This window comes from Neorhizobium descurainiae (assembly GCF_051400715.1).
Lineage (GTDB): Bacteria > Pseudomonadota > Alphaproteobacteria > Rhizobiales > Rhizobiaceae > Neorhizobium.
Genome location: NZ_JBLFFK010000017.1, coordinates 29,794 through 43,742 on the forward strand (window position 1 = coordinate 29,794; position 13,949 = coordinate 43,742).

Sequence of the window (13,949 nt, forward strand, 5' to 3'; positions counted from 1 at the left end):
CCGGCTCAATTCGATATCGTGGCGCGCACTTGCACACAGAAAACATGACATTGTCCCGACCCCGGGCTTTACTTGCCGAAGCGGGCCGGCTCCATCATAAAGAGCCATGATTATCCGATCCCGCGTGACATCCCGTGACCGATGACCTGAAGACCGCGCAGCGCGGCTATCGCGTCGCCAACACATTCGTGCCCGCAAGGCCGCTGGAGCCGGCGCTCTATCTGGTCGCGACCCCGATTGGCAATCTCGGTGATATCACGCTGCGTGCGCTCGAAACGCTCTCCGGCGCCGACGTGCTCGCCTGCGAGGACACCCGCGTCACCCGCGTGCTGCTCGACCGCTACGGCATCGTCAACCGGCCTTTCGCCTATCACGAGCACAATGCCGAGGAGGCGGGGCCGAAGCTTGTCGCTGCGCTGGCGGAGGGCAAATCCGTAGCGCTGGTTTCCGATGCCGGCACGCCGCTCGTCTCCGATCCCGGTTACCGGCTCGGCCGGATGGCGATCGAGGCAGGCCACAAGGTCGTGCCGATCCCCGGCGCGTCCGCGCCGCTTGCAGCGCTCGTCGGTTCCGGCATGCCGTCCGATGCCTTTCTCTTCGCAGGCTTCCTCCCGGCGAAGGACAAGGGGAGAAGGGACCGCCTGGCCGAGCTTTCGAGAGTGCCGGCGACGCTGATCTTCTTCGAATCCCCGCACCGCATCGGCGCGACCGTTGCCGCCGCCGCCGAGGTTCTCGGAAAGAGCCGCCGTGCCTGCGTCTGCCGCGAGCTGACGAAGACCTTCGAGGAATTCCGCCGCGGCACGCTGGAGGAGCTCGCCGCCTATTATAATGACGACCGCAGCGTGAAGGGCGAGATCGTCCTGATCGTGGCGCCGCCGGAAGCCCAAGAGGCCCCGGGCGAGGTGGAGGTGGACATGCTGTTGCGCGAGCTTTCTTCCGCCATGCCGGCCGCTAAGGCGGCGGCGGAAGCGGCCAGGCTCACAGGGCTTGCCCGCAAGGACCTTTACCAGCGGCTCCTGGAACTGAAGGCCGAGGGCTGAGGGTGGTAACGGACGACGACGCAGACCTGAAACGCCGCAAGGCCGATCGCCAGAGAGCCCAGCGCCAGAGAGCCCAAAGACGGGGCCATGTCTCGGAATATTTCGCCGCATTCTATCTGATGGCCAAGGGCTATCGCATCCTGGCGATCCGCTATCGCACCAGGCTCGGAGAGATCGATCTCATCGCCCGCAAGGGCGACCTCGTCGTGTTCGTGGAGGTCAAGGCACGGATCGGTGAGCGGGAGGCCGTCGATGCGGTCGGTTTCACTGCCCAGAAGCGCATCCGGTCCGCGAGCGATCTCTGGCTGGCGAAACGTAAGGATGCCGCGCGACTGTCACAGCGCTATGACGTCGTCGCGGTGCTTCCGGGACGTTTGCCCCGGCATTTTCCGGATGCTTTCTGATACTTCCGTGAAATTGTTGCATGGCTGTGCAATGTAACAAATCTGACATGGAACTGTTAAGGGGCTGTCACAGCCGGGCCCTATTGCGATCCTCGACCCTAACAAAGGTGGAGAGGACGTCAACATGTTCAAGAAGCTTTCGATGGCCGCGTTCGCGGTTGCCCTGTCGGCAAGCTCGTCGCTCGCTGCGACCGAAGTGACCTGGTGGCATGCCATGGGCGGCGAGCTCGGCAAGAAGCTCGAGGAAGTCGCCCAGAAGTTCAACGAAAGCCAGAGCGATTACAAGGTCGTTCCGGTCTTCAAGGGTACCTATCCGGAAACCCTGACCGCTGCGATCGCGGCTTTCCGCGCCAATCAGCAGCCGGCGATCGTTCAGGTCTTCGAGGTCGGCACCGGCACGATGATGGCCGCCAAGGGCGCCGTTTATCCGGTCTACAAACTGATGTCTGACAACAAGGAGCCGTGGGATCCGAAGGGCTTCCTCGCGCCGGTCGTCGGTTACTATTCCGATGCTGAAGGCAACATCCTGTCGATGCCCTTCAATTCCTCGACGCCGATCATGTACTACAACAAGGACGTCTTCCAGAAGGCTGGCCTTGATCCGGAAGTTGCCCCGAAGACCTGGGCCGAGCTGGCCGAAATGGGCAAGAAGATCGTCGATTCCGGCGCTGCTCAGTGTGGCTTCACGCTCTCCTATGCTGCGACCTGGGTCGGTCTCGAAAACTACTCGGCCATCCAGAACCTGCCTTTCGGCACGCTGCAGAACGGCTTCGGCGGCTTGGAGACCGAATTCAAGTTCAACGGCAAGGAACAGGCCGCATTCTGGGATAACCTGAAGAAGTGGCAGGACGCCAAGATCTTCAAGTACGGCGGTCCGGGCGGCGGCGCCGAAACCGCTCCGAGCTTCTATTCGCAGCAATGCGCCGTCTACATGGGCTCGTCCGCTTCGCGCGCCGGCGTCATCAACAACGCCAAGAACTTCAAGGTCGGCTTCGCGCCGATGCCTTATGACGATACCGTCACCAAGGAGCCGAAGAATTCTATCATCGGCGGCGCCACGCTCTGGACCCTCAACGGCCAGAAGAACCCCGATGTCTACAAAGGCGTTGCCAAGTTCTTCACCTATCTCTCCAAGCCGGAGGTCCAGGCCGATTGGCACCAGTTCACCGGTTACCTGCCGATCACCAATGCTGCTTACGAGCTTGGCCAGAAGCAGGGTTACTATGAGAAGAACCCGGGCTCGGACATTGCCATCAAGCAGATCACCCGCGGCACGCCGACCGACAATTCCAAGGGCGTCCGCTTCGGTAACTTGACGCAGATCCGCGACCTGGTCGACCAGCAGTTCGAAACCGTTCTGTCCGGCAAGAAGACTGGCCAGCAGGCTCTCGACGACGCTGCCAAGGCTGGCAACGCCATCCTGCGCGAATTCGAAGCTGCAAACTCGAACTGAGCGTCTTTGTCGCCATCAAGCCCTCCCCGATTTCCGGGGAGGGCATTTCCTTGGGCACACCCTCGCCATGCAAACCAAGCGCACCGTTTTTCATAACCGCGTCCTGCCTTATTTCCTGCTGGCACCGCAGCTTGTCATCACGCTCATCTTCTTCGTATGGCCTGCTGCCCAGGCGATCTGGCAATCGTTCCTTCGCCAGGATCCCTTCGGCCTGAAAGAAACTTTCGTCTGGTTTGCGAATTACACGCGGTTGCTGGATGATCCGGATTACCTGAATGCTCTCTGGGCGACCTTCGTCTTTTCGGTCGGCGTCACGGTTCTGTCGATGAGCCTGTCCCTGCTGTTTGCTGTGGCCGTGAACCGGGTCCTGCGCTCAGGCCGGTTCTACACGACGCTGCTGGTCTGGCCCTATGCGGTGGCACCGGCCGCCGCCGGCCTTCTCTGGTGGTTCATGTTCAATCCCAGCGTCGGCATCATTCCCTATTTTCTGAGTTTCTTCGGATACGAATGGAACCATCGCCTCCACACGGGTGATGCCATGGTGTTGATCATCATCGCCGCCGCGTGGAAGCAGATCTCCTACAATTTCCTGTTCTTCGTTGCCGGCCTGCAGTCCGTGCCGCAGTCCCTGAGCGAAGCCGCCGCCATCGACGGTGCCGGTCCGTTCAAGCGTTTCTGGACGGTGATATTCCCGCTGCTTTCGCCGACGACCTTCTTCCTTGCGGTGATCAACATCACCTACGCGATGTTCGATACGTTCGGCATCGTCGATGCGACCACTTCGGGCGGCCCGTCCCAGTCCACCAACATTCTGGTCTATAAGGTCTATGCCGACGGTTTCATCGGCCTGAACCTCGGCCCCTCGGCCGCGCAATCCGTCATTCTCATGCTGATTGTCGTTGTCCTCACCGTCGTCCAGTTCCGCTGGATCGAGCGCAAAGTTCAGTATTGAGGTGCCGTGATGGTCGAAAATCGTCCCTTTCTCACCTTTCTGACCCATCTGATCCTGATCCTCGGTGTGCTGACGGTCGTGTTCCCCGTCTATCTCGCTTTTGTCGCCTCGACGCGCGGTGCAACGGACTTCATGACCGGCATCGTGCCGCTCCTGCCCGGTGACCAGCTTTCCGCGAATTACGGTTATCTGCTCGGTTCGGGTGAATCGACCGCCGGCGCGCCGCCCTTCCTGCTGATGCTGGCGAACAGCTTGCTGATGGCCATCCTGATCGCGGTCGGCAAGATCGCCATCTCGATCATCTCCGCCTTCGCGATCGTCTATTTCCGTTTTCCCCTGCGTGTGCTCGCCTTCTGGCTGATCTTCATGACGCTCATGCTGCCGGTGGAAGTGCGCATCCTGCCGACCTACAAGGTCGTCGCCGATCTCGGCATGCTGAACTCCTATTCCGGCCTGGTGATCCCGGTCATCGCGTCTGCCACGGCAACCTTCCTGTTCCGTCAGTTCTTCCTGACGGTGCCGGAGGAGATGATGGAAGCGGCTCGCGTCGATGGCGCCAGTCCGCTGAAATTCTTCCGCGATATCCTTTTGCCGCTCTCGCGCACCAATATCGCGGCACTTTTCATCATCATGTTCATCTACGGCTGGAATCAGTATCTTTGGCCGATGCTGATCACCACGGAGCCTCATTATTATACCGTGGTCATGGGCATCAAGCGTCTCGCCTCCGTGCTCGATGGCGATACGCAGTGGAACCTCGTGATGGCCGGCGTCATTCTGGCGGGCCTGCCGCCTGTGCTTGTCATCATCTTCATGCAGCGCCTGTTCATCCGCGGCCTCACTGAAACGGAGAAATAGCAATGGCTTCCATCGATGTCGAAAACGTCGGCAAGATCTATACCGGCGGCGTGCGCGCCGTCTCCGACATCAGGCTGAACATCGCCGATGGCGAGTTCATCGTGCTGGTCGGCCCCTCGGGCTGCGGCAAGTCCACGCTGCTCAGGATGATCGCCGGCCTGGAGACCATTTCGGAGGGGCAGGTGAAGATCGGCAGCCGCGTCGTCAACAATGTCGAGCCGGCCGATCGCGATATCGCCATGGTGTTCCAGAACTATGCGCTCTATCCGCATATGACGGTCTACAACAATCTCGCCTACGGACTGAAGAACCGCGGCACGCCGAAGTCCGAGATCGACGCCCGTGTCGCCGAAGCCGCCCGCATGCTGGAGATCACCCAGTATCTCGACCGCAAGCCGCGCGCCCTTTCCGGCGGCCAGCGCCAGCGCGTCGCCATGGGCCGCGCGATCGTCCGCAAGCCGGCTGCCTTCCTCTTCGACGAGCCGCTTTCGAACCTGGACGCCAAGCTGCGCGTCTCCATGCGCGGCGAGATCAAGCGCCTGCAGCGCCGTCTCGGCACGACCTCGATCTACGTCACCCACGACCAGCTGGAGGCGATGACGCTCGCCGATCGCCTCGTCGTTCTGAATGGTGGAGAGATAGAGCAGATCGGCGCGCCGCTGGAAGTCTATCACGCGCCCGCTTCCACCTTCGTGGCGAGCTTCATCGGCTCGCCGGCCATGAACCTCGTCAAGGGCGAGCTGCATGGCGACAGGCTGGCGATCGGGCCGGCGGTGATCGGCCTCAAGGGCTTTGCGCCGACCTCCGGTGCGGTCACCGTGGGTGTCCGCGCAGAGGATCTCCGTGTCGCCCGTGCGGATGAGGAGGCTCTGCCGTTCCGCCTCGAATATACCGAGGAGCTTGGCGCCCAGCGGTTGATCCACGGTCTGGTCGGCGATCAGCAGGTCACGGCCGCCGTTTCGCCGGAGACGGAGCTTGCACCCGAGATGCGCATTGCGGTCGATGCGAAGCGCCTGCACTTCTTCGCGGCCGATACCGGCAAGCGCCTGCCCGGCCATGTGCCGGCCGAAGCGAAGCTGGCGCCGGCGGAGCCGGTCGTCTGAAGTCCGGTATTTGCCGGCTGAGCGATATGCGGCGCCCAGGCATCGGGTTGGCCTCGCCGGCCGAAACGCATTGACCGGTTGCCTTTGAAGGCCCGCCATCCTACATCAGGCGAGCCAATTCTAGGGGACTGAAGTCATGGCGAAAATCCGCAAGGTCGCATTCCAGATGGACCACATCTCCGGCATCAACATCGCCGGCGATTCCACCTTCGCCATGGCGCTGGAGGCGCAGGCGCGCGGCTTCCAGCTGTTCCATTATACGCCGGACCGGCTGACGATGCGCGACGGCAGGATTTTTGCCGCCGTCGAGCCGCTTCAGGTGCGCGACGTCAAGGGCGATCATTTCACGCTCGGCGAAAGGGAGCGCGTCGATCTGTCGGCCATGGACGTCGTGCATCTGCGCCAGGATCCTCCCTTCGACATGGGTTACATCACCTCGACCCATCTGCTTGAGCGCATCCACCCGAAGACGCTGGTGGTGAACGATCCGGCCTGGGTGCGCAACTCGCCGGAGAAGATCTTCGTCACCGAGTTCGCCGACCTGATGCCGGCGACCCTGATTTCCCGCGATCCGACGGAAATCGCCCGCTTCCGCGAAGAGATGGGCGACATCATCCTGAAGCCCCTTTATGGCAATGGCGGCGCCGGCGTCTTCCACTCGGCCCGTGACGACCGCAACTTCACGTCGCTCCTCGAAATGTTCGGCCAGATGTATCGCGGCGAGCCCTATATCGCCCAGGCCTACCTGCCGGCGGTGCGCAAGGGCGACAAGCGCATCCTGCTGGTGGACGGCGAGCCGGTCGGAGCCATCAACCGTGTGCCGGCCGAGCACGACAGCCGCTCCAACATGCATGTGGGCGGACGCGCCGAGCCGACCGAGATCACCCCGCGCGAAAGGGAAATCTGCGGCCGCATCGGCCCTGCGCTTCGGGAAAGAGGCTTTCTCTTCGTCGGCATCGACGTCATCGGCGACTATATGACCGAGATCAACGTCACGTCCCCCACCGGCATCCGCGAGGTAAAGAAATTCGGCGGCGCCGATGTCGCAAGCCTCCTCTGGGATGCAATCGAAGCCAAGCGCGCCTGATAAAGCGGCTCCAGACAAAGTGTGAAGCGGTTTTCCGTCCGCATTGCGTAGAATAGGAAAGACTATTCCACGACTTGGCGGGAAATTGTTTCGCCGCGTTTCGGATACGGATCGCCTTTGTTCCACGGATGCAACCGCATGCAACCCGGTTGCACCGGCGGCGCGAAATTGTTCGATCAATGTTCTTGTTTTATTCCTGATTCCATGCCAGATTGCAATCGCTGGCGCGGAAAGCGTGTATCGCTGACGTACCAGAAGGGGCTTGGGGGCAGGTTCATATGGTCGCGCGTGTCAGCACGGTTGCATTCCAGGGCATAGAGGGCGTTCCGGTCGACGTGCAGGTCATGGTCGGGCCGGGCAAGATGAACATGCATATCGTCGGCCTGCCGGACAAGGCGGTGGCCGAAAGCCGGGAGCGGGTTCAGGCCGCGCTGCATGCGTCCGGGCTTGCCATGCCGCCCAAGAAGGTGACGGTCAATCTGGCACCCGCCGACCTGCCGAAAGAGGGCTCGCATTTCGATCTGCCGATCGCGCTTGGGCTGATGGCGGCGCTGGGCGCCATTCCCGCCGATGCGCTGACCGATTATGTGGTGATCGGCGAACTGAACCTCGATGGAACGTTGGCGGCCGTGGCCGGCGCCCTGCCGGCGGCGATCGGCGCCAATGGGCTCGGCAAGGGCCTCATCTGCCCGGCGGATAGCGGTGCGGAGGCAGCCTGGGCCGGCGCGGAGATCGATATCGTGGCACCCCGCAGCCTGATCGCGCTCGCCAATCATTTCCGCGGCACCCAGGTCATTTCCCGGCCGCAGCCGGCGATCCGCGCGAACCCCGCCAATCTTCCGGATCTCGCCGATATCAAGGGCCAGGAAAGCGCCAAGCGCGCGCTGGAAGTCGCCGCGGCCGGCGGGCACAATCTCCTGATGGCCGGACCTCCGGGTTCCGGAAAGTCCATGCTCGCGGCGCGCCTGCCTTCCATTCTGCCGCCATTGTCGGCCGCCGAACTTCTGGAAGTCTCGATGATCCATTCGATCGCCGGTCAGCTTTCCGGCGGCAAGCTTTCGGACCGCCGGCCCTATCGCACGCCGCATCATTCCGCCACCATGGCGGCGCTCATCGGCGGCGGCATGCGGGCGAAGCCCGGTGAAGCCTCGCTCGCCCATCACGGCGTGCTCTTCCTCGACGAATTCCCGGAATTCTCGCCGCAGGTGCTCGATGCGCTCCGCCAGCCGCTGGAAACCGGCGAATGCGTCATCGCGCGCGCCAATCACCGTGTGTCCTACCCGGCGAACATCCAGCTCGTCGCCGCCATGAACCCGTGCCGCTGCGGCATGGCCGGCGAGCCGGGCCATTCCTGCGCTCGCGGGCCGCGCTGTGCTGCCGATTATCAGGCGCGCATTTCCGGCCCGCTGATGGACCGTATCGATATCCGCATCGACGTGCCGGCCGTCTCCGCGGCCGATCTCATCCGCCCCATGCCGGCGGAAAGGAGTGCCGATGTCGCCAGACGGGTTGCGGCGGCCCGGGAAAGGCAGCGCGAGCGTTTCGTGCGCGCCGGCTCTCCGGATATCCTCACCAATGCGCGTTGCTCCACGTCGCTGATCGAGAAATTCGCGGAGCCGGATCCGAGCGGCCTGCAATTGCTGCGCGATGCGGCCGAAAAGCTGAAATTCTCCGCCCGCGGTTATCACCGTGTTCTGAAGGTGGCCCGCACGCTCGCCGATCTGGACGGCAAGGATACGGTCGGCCGCATCCATCTCGCCGAGGCGATCTCCTATCGCATGGCCGGCGAGCGGCTCGCCATGGCAGTGGCGTGATTGCGAGAAGCGAATAGGTACGAGAAGCGAATAGTAAGTAGCGAATAGCGAATAGAATTTATTTCCAGCCGCTTGCGTATGGCTGTTTCTTGGGAAATCCTATTCGCTATTCGCTATTCGCTATTCGCTATTCGCTATTCGCTATTCGCTATTCGCTATTCGCTATTCGCCCACTTCACCCGCCCAGCCCCTCGAACAGCGCCGTCGAAAGATAGCGTTCGGCAAAGGAGGGGATGATGACGACCAGGTTCTTGCCGGCGTTTTCCTCGCGGCTGCCGACTTCGACTGCGGCGGTGAGTGCTGCACCGGAGGAAATGCCGACCGGCACGCCTTCGAGCCTGGCGACGAGACGCGCCATCTCCATGGCTTCCGGGCCGCTGACGGTGACGATCTCGTCATAGATGTGCGTATCGAGGATTTTCGGCGCGAAGCCGGCGCCAATGCCCTGGATCTTGTGCGGACCGGGCTCGCCGCCGGAAAGCACGGGCGATTCCTCCGGCTCGACGGCAACGACCTTGAGATTGGGATTGCGGTCCTTCAGCACCTGGCCGGCGCCGGTGATCGTGCCTCCGGTGCCGATGCCGGAGACGAGGATGTCGACCTTGCCGTCCGTGTCGTTCCAGATTTCCTCGGCAGTCGTCTTGCGGTGGATTTCCGGGTTCGCCGGGTTTTCGAACTGCTGCGGAATGATCGCGTCCGGCAGCGAGGCGGCGAGTTCCTCGGCTCGGGCGATCGCGCCCTTCATACCCTTGGGACCTTCGGTCAGCACCAATTCGGCGCCGAGCAGCGCCAGCATCTTGCGGCGTTCGACCGACATGGTCTCGGGCATGGTGAGGATCAGCCTGTAGCCCTTCGCGGCAGCGGCGAAGGCGAGCGCGATGCCCGTATTGCCGGAGGTCGGCTCGATCAGCACCGTCCGGCCAGGGGTGATCCTTCCCTCTGCCTCCAGGCTCTCGATCATCGCCACGCCGATGCGGTCCTTGACGGAAGCGATCGGGTTGAAGAATTCCAGCTTGGCGAGGAGATTGGCCTTGACGCCCTTTTCTCTTGCGAGCTTGTCGAGCCGCACGATCGGAGTGTCGCCGATCGTTTCGGTGATGGAGGAATAGATCCGGCCGCGGCCCGGCTTCTTCGACATGAGGCTTCTCCCTGGGAAAATCATCGAGACGCCGAAAGATAGGTCCAAAGGCCCCCTGAGGCCAGCGGCTTTGCGCCCGGAAGCCTTGCCTCTTCCCAGGTGCGACAGAAAATCGCTGCCGAAATATGGGCCGGCGACCATTGAAAAAGCGTCGGGCGGCGGCAGTTTAGTTTCGAGATCGCGGGCTCCCGGTGAGCTCCGCGTCCGGCCTCGAAGGGGATTGATCCATGTCTGACAGCACTGCCAAGAACCGCAAGCTTGCCCCGCTCGCCACGCCTTCCGATCTCGGAACGAACGCGGTGAAGGATATCGCAGCCGCGCTGACGACGCTGCTCGCCGATGTCTTCTCGCTTTACCTCAAGACCAAGAACTTCCACTGGCACATGTCCGGTCCGCATTTCCGCGATTACCACCTGCTTCTGGACGAGCATTCCGACCAGATCTTCGCGATGACGGACGAGCTGGCGGAACGGGCCCGCAAGATCGGCGGCACCACCCTGCGCTCGATCGGCCATATTTCCAGGCTGCAGCGCATCCCCGACAACGACGCGGATTTCGTGACGCCGGAAGACATGCTGGCGGAGCTCCGGGAGGACAACAAGCAGCTCATCTCCCTGATGCGGGAAACCCACGATCTCTGCGACGAGCACAACGATGTGGCGACCGCCAGCCTGCTCGAGAACTGGATCGACGAGGCCGAACGCCGGACCTGGTTCCTGTTCGAGATCACCCGCCGCGAAAGGTGAGAGATCGTGGCCGGCCTCGATGCCGGTGGACAGGCTTGGGTCTTACACGCCTGTTGAACCGAAGCCGCCGGCGCCGCGCGCGGTCGCCGTGGCCTCGGTGATTTCGGCGACGCGCACCTGTGTCACCGGCGCGATCACCATCTGGGCGATCCGCATGCCGCGGGTGATCGCGAAATCCTCTTCGCCGAGATTGATCAGCAGCACCTTCACCTCGCCGCGATAGTCGCTGTCGATCGTGCCCGGCGTGTTGAGGCAGGTGATGCCGTGCTTGAAGGCAAGCCCTGAACGGGGTCTGACCTGGGCCTCGAAACCATCCGGGATCTCGAAGATGAAGCCCGTCGGCACCAGCGCGCGCCTGCCTGGAGCGATCGTCAGCGGCGCATCCTCCGGCACCGCGGCGCGAAGGTCCATTCCCGCCGCGCCTGCCGTTTCATAGGACGGCAGGTCGAGGCCCGCGCCATTCGGCAGGCGGACGAGGGAAAGCTTCGGCGAGGAGGGGCTATGGATGTTCATGAGCCATTACTTTGTGCTTGCCGCCGGCAGGTCAATTGCAAAGCGGGTCTTTAATCGCTAGATAGCCGGCAATTCACAGGATTTACGATATGCCCGAAACCATTGCCGAGGCGGTCGCCCGCCGTCGCACATTCGCGATCATTGCCCATCCGGACGCAGGCAAGACGACGCTCACCGAAAAACTGCTGCTGTTCGGCGGCGCGATCCAGCTCGCCGGCGAGGTCAAGGCCAAGAAGGATCGCATCCAGACGCGCTCCGACTGGATGAAGATCGAGCGCGAGCGCGGCATCTCGGTCGTCACCTCGGTCATGACCTTCGAATATGACGGCAACGTCTTCAACATTCTCGATACGCCCGGCCACGAGGATTTCGCCGACGACACCTATCGCACGCTGACGGCGGTGGATGCGGCGGTCATGGTCATCGATGCCGCCAAGGGCATCGAGCCGCGTACGCTGAAACTGTTCGAAGTCTGCCGCATGCGCGACATTCCGATCATCACCTTCGTCAACAAGATGGACCGCGAAAGCCGCGATCCCTTCGAGATCCTGGATGAGGTCGAGGAGAAGCTCGCGCTCGACTGCGCGCCGGTCACCTGGCCGATCGGCCGCTCGAAAACCTTCTGCGGCTCCTATCACCTGGCGGACAACACTGTGCGCGGGTCGGATACGGAGGTGAACGTCACGCCGGTCAACGGCCCGCAATCCGTCGCCGACCGCCTGCCGGAGAACGAGCGGGCTACCTTCGTCGAGGAGACCGAGCTTGCGATCGAGGCGTGCAAGCCTTTCGATCGCCAGGCCTTCCTCGAAGGCCATCTGACGCCGGTCTTCTTCGGCTCGGCGCTCAGGAATTTCGGCGTCCGAGACCTGATCGATGCGCTCGGCGAATTCGCTCCGCCCCCGCGCGACCAGGTGGCGGACATCCGCAAGGTGCATGCGGACGAGGACCGGATGACGGCTTTCGTCTTCAAGATCCAGGCGAACATGGACCCGAACCATCGCGACCGCATCGCCTTTGCCCGCATCTGCTCCGGCAAGTTGGAGCGGGGCATGAAGGCGCGCCTGTCGCGCACCGGCAAGCAGCTCGGTCTGACCGCGCCGCAATTCTTCTTCGCCTCGCAGCGCCAGTTGGCGGACACGGCCTATGCCGGCGACGTGGTCGGCATCCCGAACCACGGCACGCTGCGTATCGGCGACACGCTGACCGAAGGCGAGCCGCTGGTCTTCCAGGGCGTGCCGAACTTCTCGCCGGAAATCCTCCGCCGCGTGCGGCTGGAGGATGCCATGAAGGCGAAGAAGCTGAAGGAAGCCCTGCAGCAGATGGCCGAAGAGGGCGTCGTGCAGCTCTTCTCGCCGGAGGACGGCTCGCCCGCCATCGTCGGCGTCGTCGGCGCCCTGCAGCTCGACGTGCTGAAGGAACGGCTTTCGGCGGAATATACGCTGCCGGTCTCCTTCGAAATGTCGCGCTTCTCCGTCTGCCGCTGGATCTCGTCGGACAATCCGGCCGATCTGGATAAATTCCTGACGGTGAAGCGCGGCGATATCGCCCGCGACCTCGACGGCGATCCGGTCTTCCTGGCCCAGGATGCGTTTTCTCTGCGCTACGAGGCCGAGCGCTATCCGTCGATCAAGATGGTCGCGATCAAGGAATATCACGTCGCCAAGGCGGCTTAGCGTCCCGATCACTTAAGTCCCCTCCCAAACCCTCCCCACAAGGGGGAGGGCTTAACAGGAGGCACTCTCCGCGACCTCTCGTGTGGTCAAGACTTGCTAAAACCTGAATTGAATTTCACCAGCGAGCTCAGCGCATTAAGCCCTCCCCCTTGTGGGGAGGGTTTGGGAGGGGTTCTTTCCGCCACCTTCAATCGAACTTGACTGCCGTTGTGTTGGCGCCGCAGACGAGGACGCAGACGCGCTCGTCAGGACCGGGCACGTATTTGCCGGAAAGAAGCGCTGCGAAGGCCGCGGCGCCGCCGGGTTCGGCGACGATGCGCGCGCCGGCCCAGAGCGCCTTTTGGGCGGCGAGGATTTCCTCGTCCGTCACCAGCACTGGCGGCTCGACATATTTCTGCGCCAGCGGGAACATCAGCTGGCCGACCTGCTTGGGGGCGAGCGAATCCGCCGCGATGCCGCCCGCCGGGGCATCCACCGGCCTGCCAGCCTTGAACGCCTCGTAAAGCGTCGGCGCACCGTCGGATTCCACCGCGACCACCTTCGCCCGGCCACGGAACCAGGCGGCAATGCCGCCGATCAGCCCGCCTCCGCCGACCGCCACCAGGAGCGTCGTCATCTCCGGCAGGTCGTCCTCGATCTCCTTGCCGAGCGTGCCTTGGCCGGCGAGCGTTTCCGCCTGGTCATAGGCATGGACCGCAAGCGCGCCGCTTGTCGCCACATAGGCCTCGCTGGCCGCCAGCGCATCCGCATAACGGTCGCCGCCGATCACCAGGTCCGCGCCGTAGGAGCGGATGCGTTCCGCCTTGGCGGAGGAGGTGACGCTCGGCACGAAAATTTTTGCCGGCACGCCGAGCCGCATGGCCGCATAGGCGACCGCGGCACCGTGATTGCCGCCGGATGCCGCTACCACGCCGGCCTTCGGAGCCTCACGGGTGAGCAGGTTCGTGAAGGCGCCGCGCGCCTTGAACGAGCCGGAATGCTGCATGAGTTCGAGCTTCAGATCGACCGGCAGCGGCTTGGCCCCGAAATCGCGCATGTCGACACGCATGACCGGCGTGCGGCGGATATGCGGACGGATCAGCTTTTCCGTTTCAGTGATGCGTTCGGGCGTGACAAGATCGGCGGACATGGCGGCCTCCTTCGGGGATTGACTTTACTTCGTTACTTG

13 protein-coding genes are annotated in these 13,949 nt (G+C 62.9%); 10 read left to right on the top strand and 3 right to left on the bottom strand.

What is annotated here, in order from left to right:
* Positions 1–134: 134 nt before the first annotated feature.
* The 8 genes from rsmI to ACMGE0_RS24010 all read left to right on the top strand — a co-directional run bounded on the left by rsmI (position 135) and on the right by ACMGE0_RS24010 (position 8,711).
* Positions 135–1,040, top strand: a complete 906-nt coding sequence (gene rsmI / locus ACMGE0_RS23975; RefSeq protein WP_436818410.1) for a 16S rRNA (cytidine(1402)-2'-O)-methyltransferase — start codon at positions 135–137, stop codon at positions 1,038–1,040.
* A 2-nt stretch (positions 1,041–1,042) separates the two neighbouring features.
* Positions 1,043–1,444, top strand: a complete 402-nt coding sequence (locus ACMGE0_RS23980; RefSeq protein WP_436818411.1) for a YraN family protein — start codon at positions 1,043–1,045, stop codon at positions 1,442–1,444.
* Between the two features lie 124 nt (positions 1,445–1,568).
* The gene (gene ugpB / locus ACMGE0_RS23985) at positions 1,569–2,897 is read left to right on the top strand and encodes a sn-glycerol-3-phosphate ABC transporter substrate-binding protein UgpB (RefSeq protein WP_436818412.1); all 1,329 of its coding nucleotides are present in this window, start codon (positions 1,569–1,571) and stop codon (positions 2,895–2,897) included.
* A 67-nt stretch (positions 2,898–2,964) separates the two neighbouring features.
* Positions 2,965–3,849 (top strand): sn-glycerol-3-phosphate ABC transporter permease UgpA, encoded by an 885-nt coding sequence (gene ugpA, locus ACMGE0_RS23990; RefSeq protein ID WP_436818413.1) that lies wholly within the window; start codon positions 2,965–2,967, stop codon positions 3,847–3,849.
* Between the two features lie 9 nt (positions 3,850–3,858).
* Positions 3,859–4,707 carry a sn-glycerol-3-phosphate ABC transporter permease UgpE gene (gene ugpE, locus ACMGE0_RS23995; RefSeq protein ID WP_436818414.1) on the top strand — a complete coding sequence of 283 codons (849 nt, stop codon included), beginning with the start codon at positions 3,859–3,861 and terminating at the stop codon, positions 4,705–4,707.
* A 2-nt stretch (positions 4,708–4,709) separates the two neighbouring features.
* A complete protein-coding gene (locus tag ACMGE0_RS24000) occupies positions 4,710–5,810 on the top strand; it encodes an ABC transporter ATP-binding protein (protein WP_436818415.1) in 1,101 nt (366 codons plus the stop codon).
* 136 nt (positions 5,811–5,946) lie between these two features.
* Entirely contained in the window at positions 5,947–6,897 is a 951-nt protein-coding gene (gshB, locus tag ACMGE0_RS24005; protein ID WP_436818416.1) for a glutathione synthase, read from the top strand.
* 278 nt (positions 6,898–7,175) lie between these two features.
* A complete protein-coding gene (locus ACMGE0_RS24010; protein ID WP_436818417.1) occupies positions 7,176–8,711 on the top strand; it encodes a YifB family Mg chelatase-like AAA ATPase in 1,536 nt (511 codons plus the stop codon).
* Positions 8,712–8,886: 175 nt separating this feature from the next.
* Here the strand turns inward: ACMGE0_RS24010 and cysK are convergent, their stop codons facing one another.
* Positions 8,887–9,849 carry a cysteine synthase A gene (gene cysK, locus ACMGE0_RS24015; RefSeq protein ID WP_436818418.1) on the bottom strand — a complete coding sequence of 321 codons (963 nt, stop codon included), beginning with the start codon at positions 9,847–9,849 and terminating at the stop codon, positions 8,887–8,889.
* 227 nt (positions 9,850–10,076) lie between these two features.
* Between cysK and ACMGE0_RS24020 the strand changes: the two genes are divergently transcribed.
* Positions 10,077–10,595, top strand: a complete 519-nt coding sequence (locus tag ACMGE0_RS24020; RefSeq protein ID WP_436818419.1) for a Dps family protein — start codon at positions 10,077–10,079, stop codon at positions 10,593–10,595.
* A gap of 42 nt (positions 10,596–10,637) precedes the next feature.
* On the opposite strand, the gene dut is transcribed toward ACMGE0_RS24020, so the two are convergent.
* Positions 10,638–11,108, bottom strand: a complete 471-nt coding sequence (dut, locus tag ACMGE0_RS24025) for a dUTP diphosphatase (protein ID WP_436818420.1) — start codon at positions 11,106–11,108, stop codon at positions 10,638–10,640.
* Between the two features lie 89 nt (positions 11,109–11,197).
* On the opposite strand from dut, the gene ACMGE0_RS24030 reads away from it, so the two are divergent.
* Positions 11,198–12,781 carry a peptide chain release factor 3 gene (locus ACMGE0_RS24030; RefSeq protein ID WP_436818421.1) on the top strand — a complete coding sequence of 528 codons (1,584 nt, stop codon included), beginning with the start codon at positions 11,198–11,200 and terminating at the stop codon, positions 12,779–12,781.
* Between the two features lie 187 nt (positions 12,782–12,968).
* Here ACMGE0_RS24030 and ACMGE0_RS24035 read toward each other — a convergent pair whose 3' ends face one another.
* Positions 12,969–13,910 carry a threonine/serine dehydratase gene (locus tag ACMGE0_RS24035; RefSeq protein WP_436818422.1) on the bottom strand — a complete coding sequence of 314 codons (942 nt, stop codon included), beginning with the start codon at positions 13,908–13,910 and terminating at the stop codon, positions 12,969–12,971.
* Between the last annotated feature and the right edge of the window lie 39 nt (positions 13,911–13,949).

Bases quoted from the DNA above. Each gene is read 5' to 3' on its own strand.
- ugpB (WP_436818412.1), top strand. From the start codon at position 1,569: ATGTTCAAGAAGCTTTCGATGGCCGCGTTCGCGGTTGCCCTGTCGGCA.
- ugpA (WP_436818413.1), top strand. From the start codon at position 2,965: ATGCAAACCAAGCGCACCGTTTTTCATAACCGCGTCCTGCCTTATTTC.
- ugpE (WP_436818414.1), top strand. From the start codon at position 3,859: ATGGTCGAAAATCGTCCCTTTCTCACCTTTCTGACCCATCTGATCCTG.
- ACMGE0_RS24000 (WP_436818415.1), top strand. From the start codon at position 4,710: ATGGCTTCCATCGATGTCGAAAACGTCGGCAAGATCTATACCGGCGGC.
- gshB (WP_436818416.1), top strand. From the start codon at position 5,947: ATGGCGAAAATCCGCAAGGTCGCATTCCAGATGGACCACATCTCCGGC.
- ACMGE0_RS24010 (WP_436818417.1), top strand. From the start codon at position 7,176: ATGGTCGCGCGTGTCAGCACGGTTGCATTCCAGGGCATAGAGGGCGTT.
- cysK (WP_436818418.1), bottom strand. From the start codon at position 9,849: ATGTCGAAGAAGCCGGGCCGCGGCCGGATCTATTCCTCCATCACCGAA.
- ACMGE0_RS24020 (WP_436818419.1), top strand. From the start codon at position 10,077: ATGTCTGACAGCACTGCCAAGAACCGCAAGCTTGCCCCGCTCGCCACG.
- dut (WP_436818420.1), bottom strand. From the start codon at position 11,108: ATGAACATCCATAGCCCCTCCTCGCCGAAGCTTTCCCTCGTCCGCCTG.
- ACMGE0_RS24030 (WP_436818421.1), top strand. From the start codon at position 11,198: ATGCCCGAAACCATTGCCGAGGCGGTCGCCCGCCGTCGCACATTCGCG.
- ACMGE0_RS24035 (WP_436818422.1), bottom strand. From the start codon at position 13,910: ATGTCCGCCGATCTTGTCACGCCCGAACGCATCACTGAAACGGAAAAG.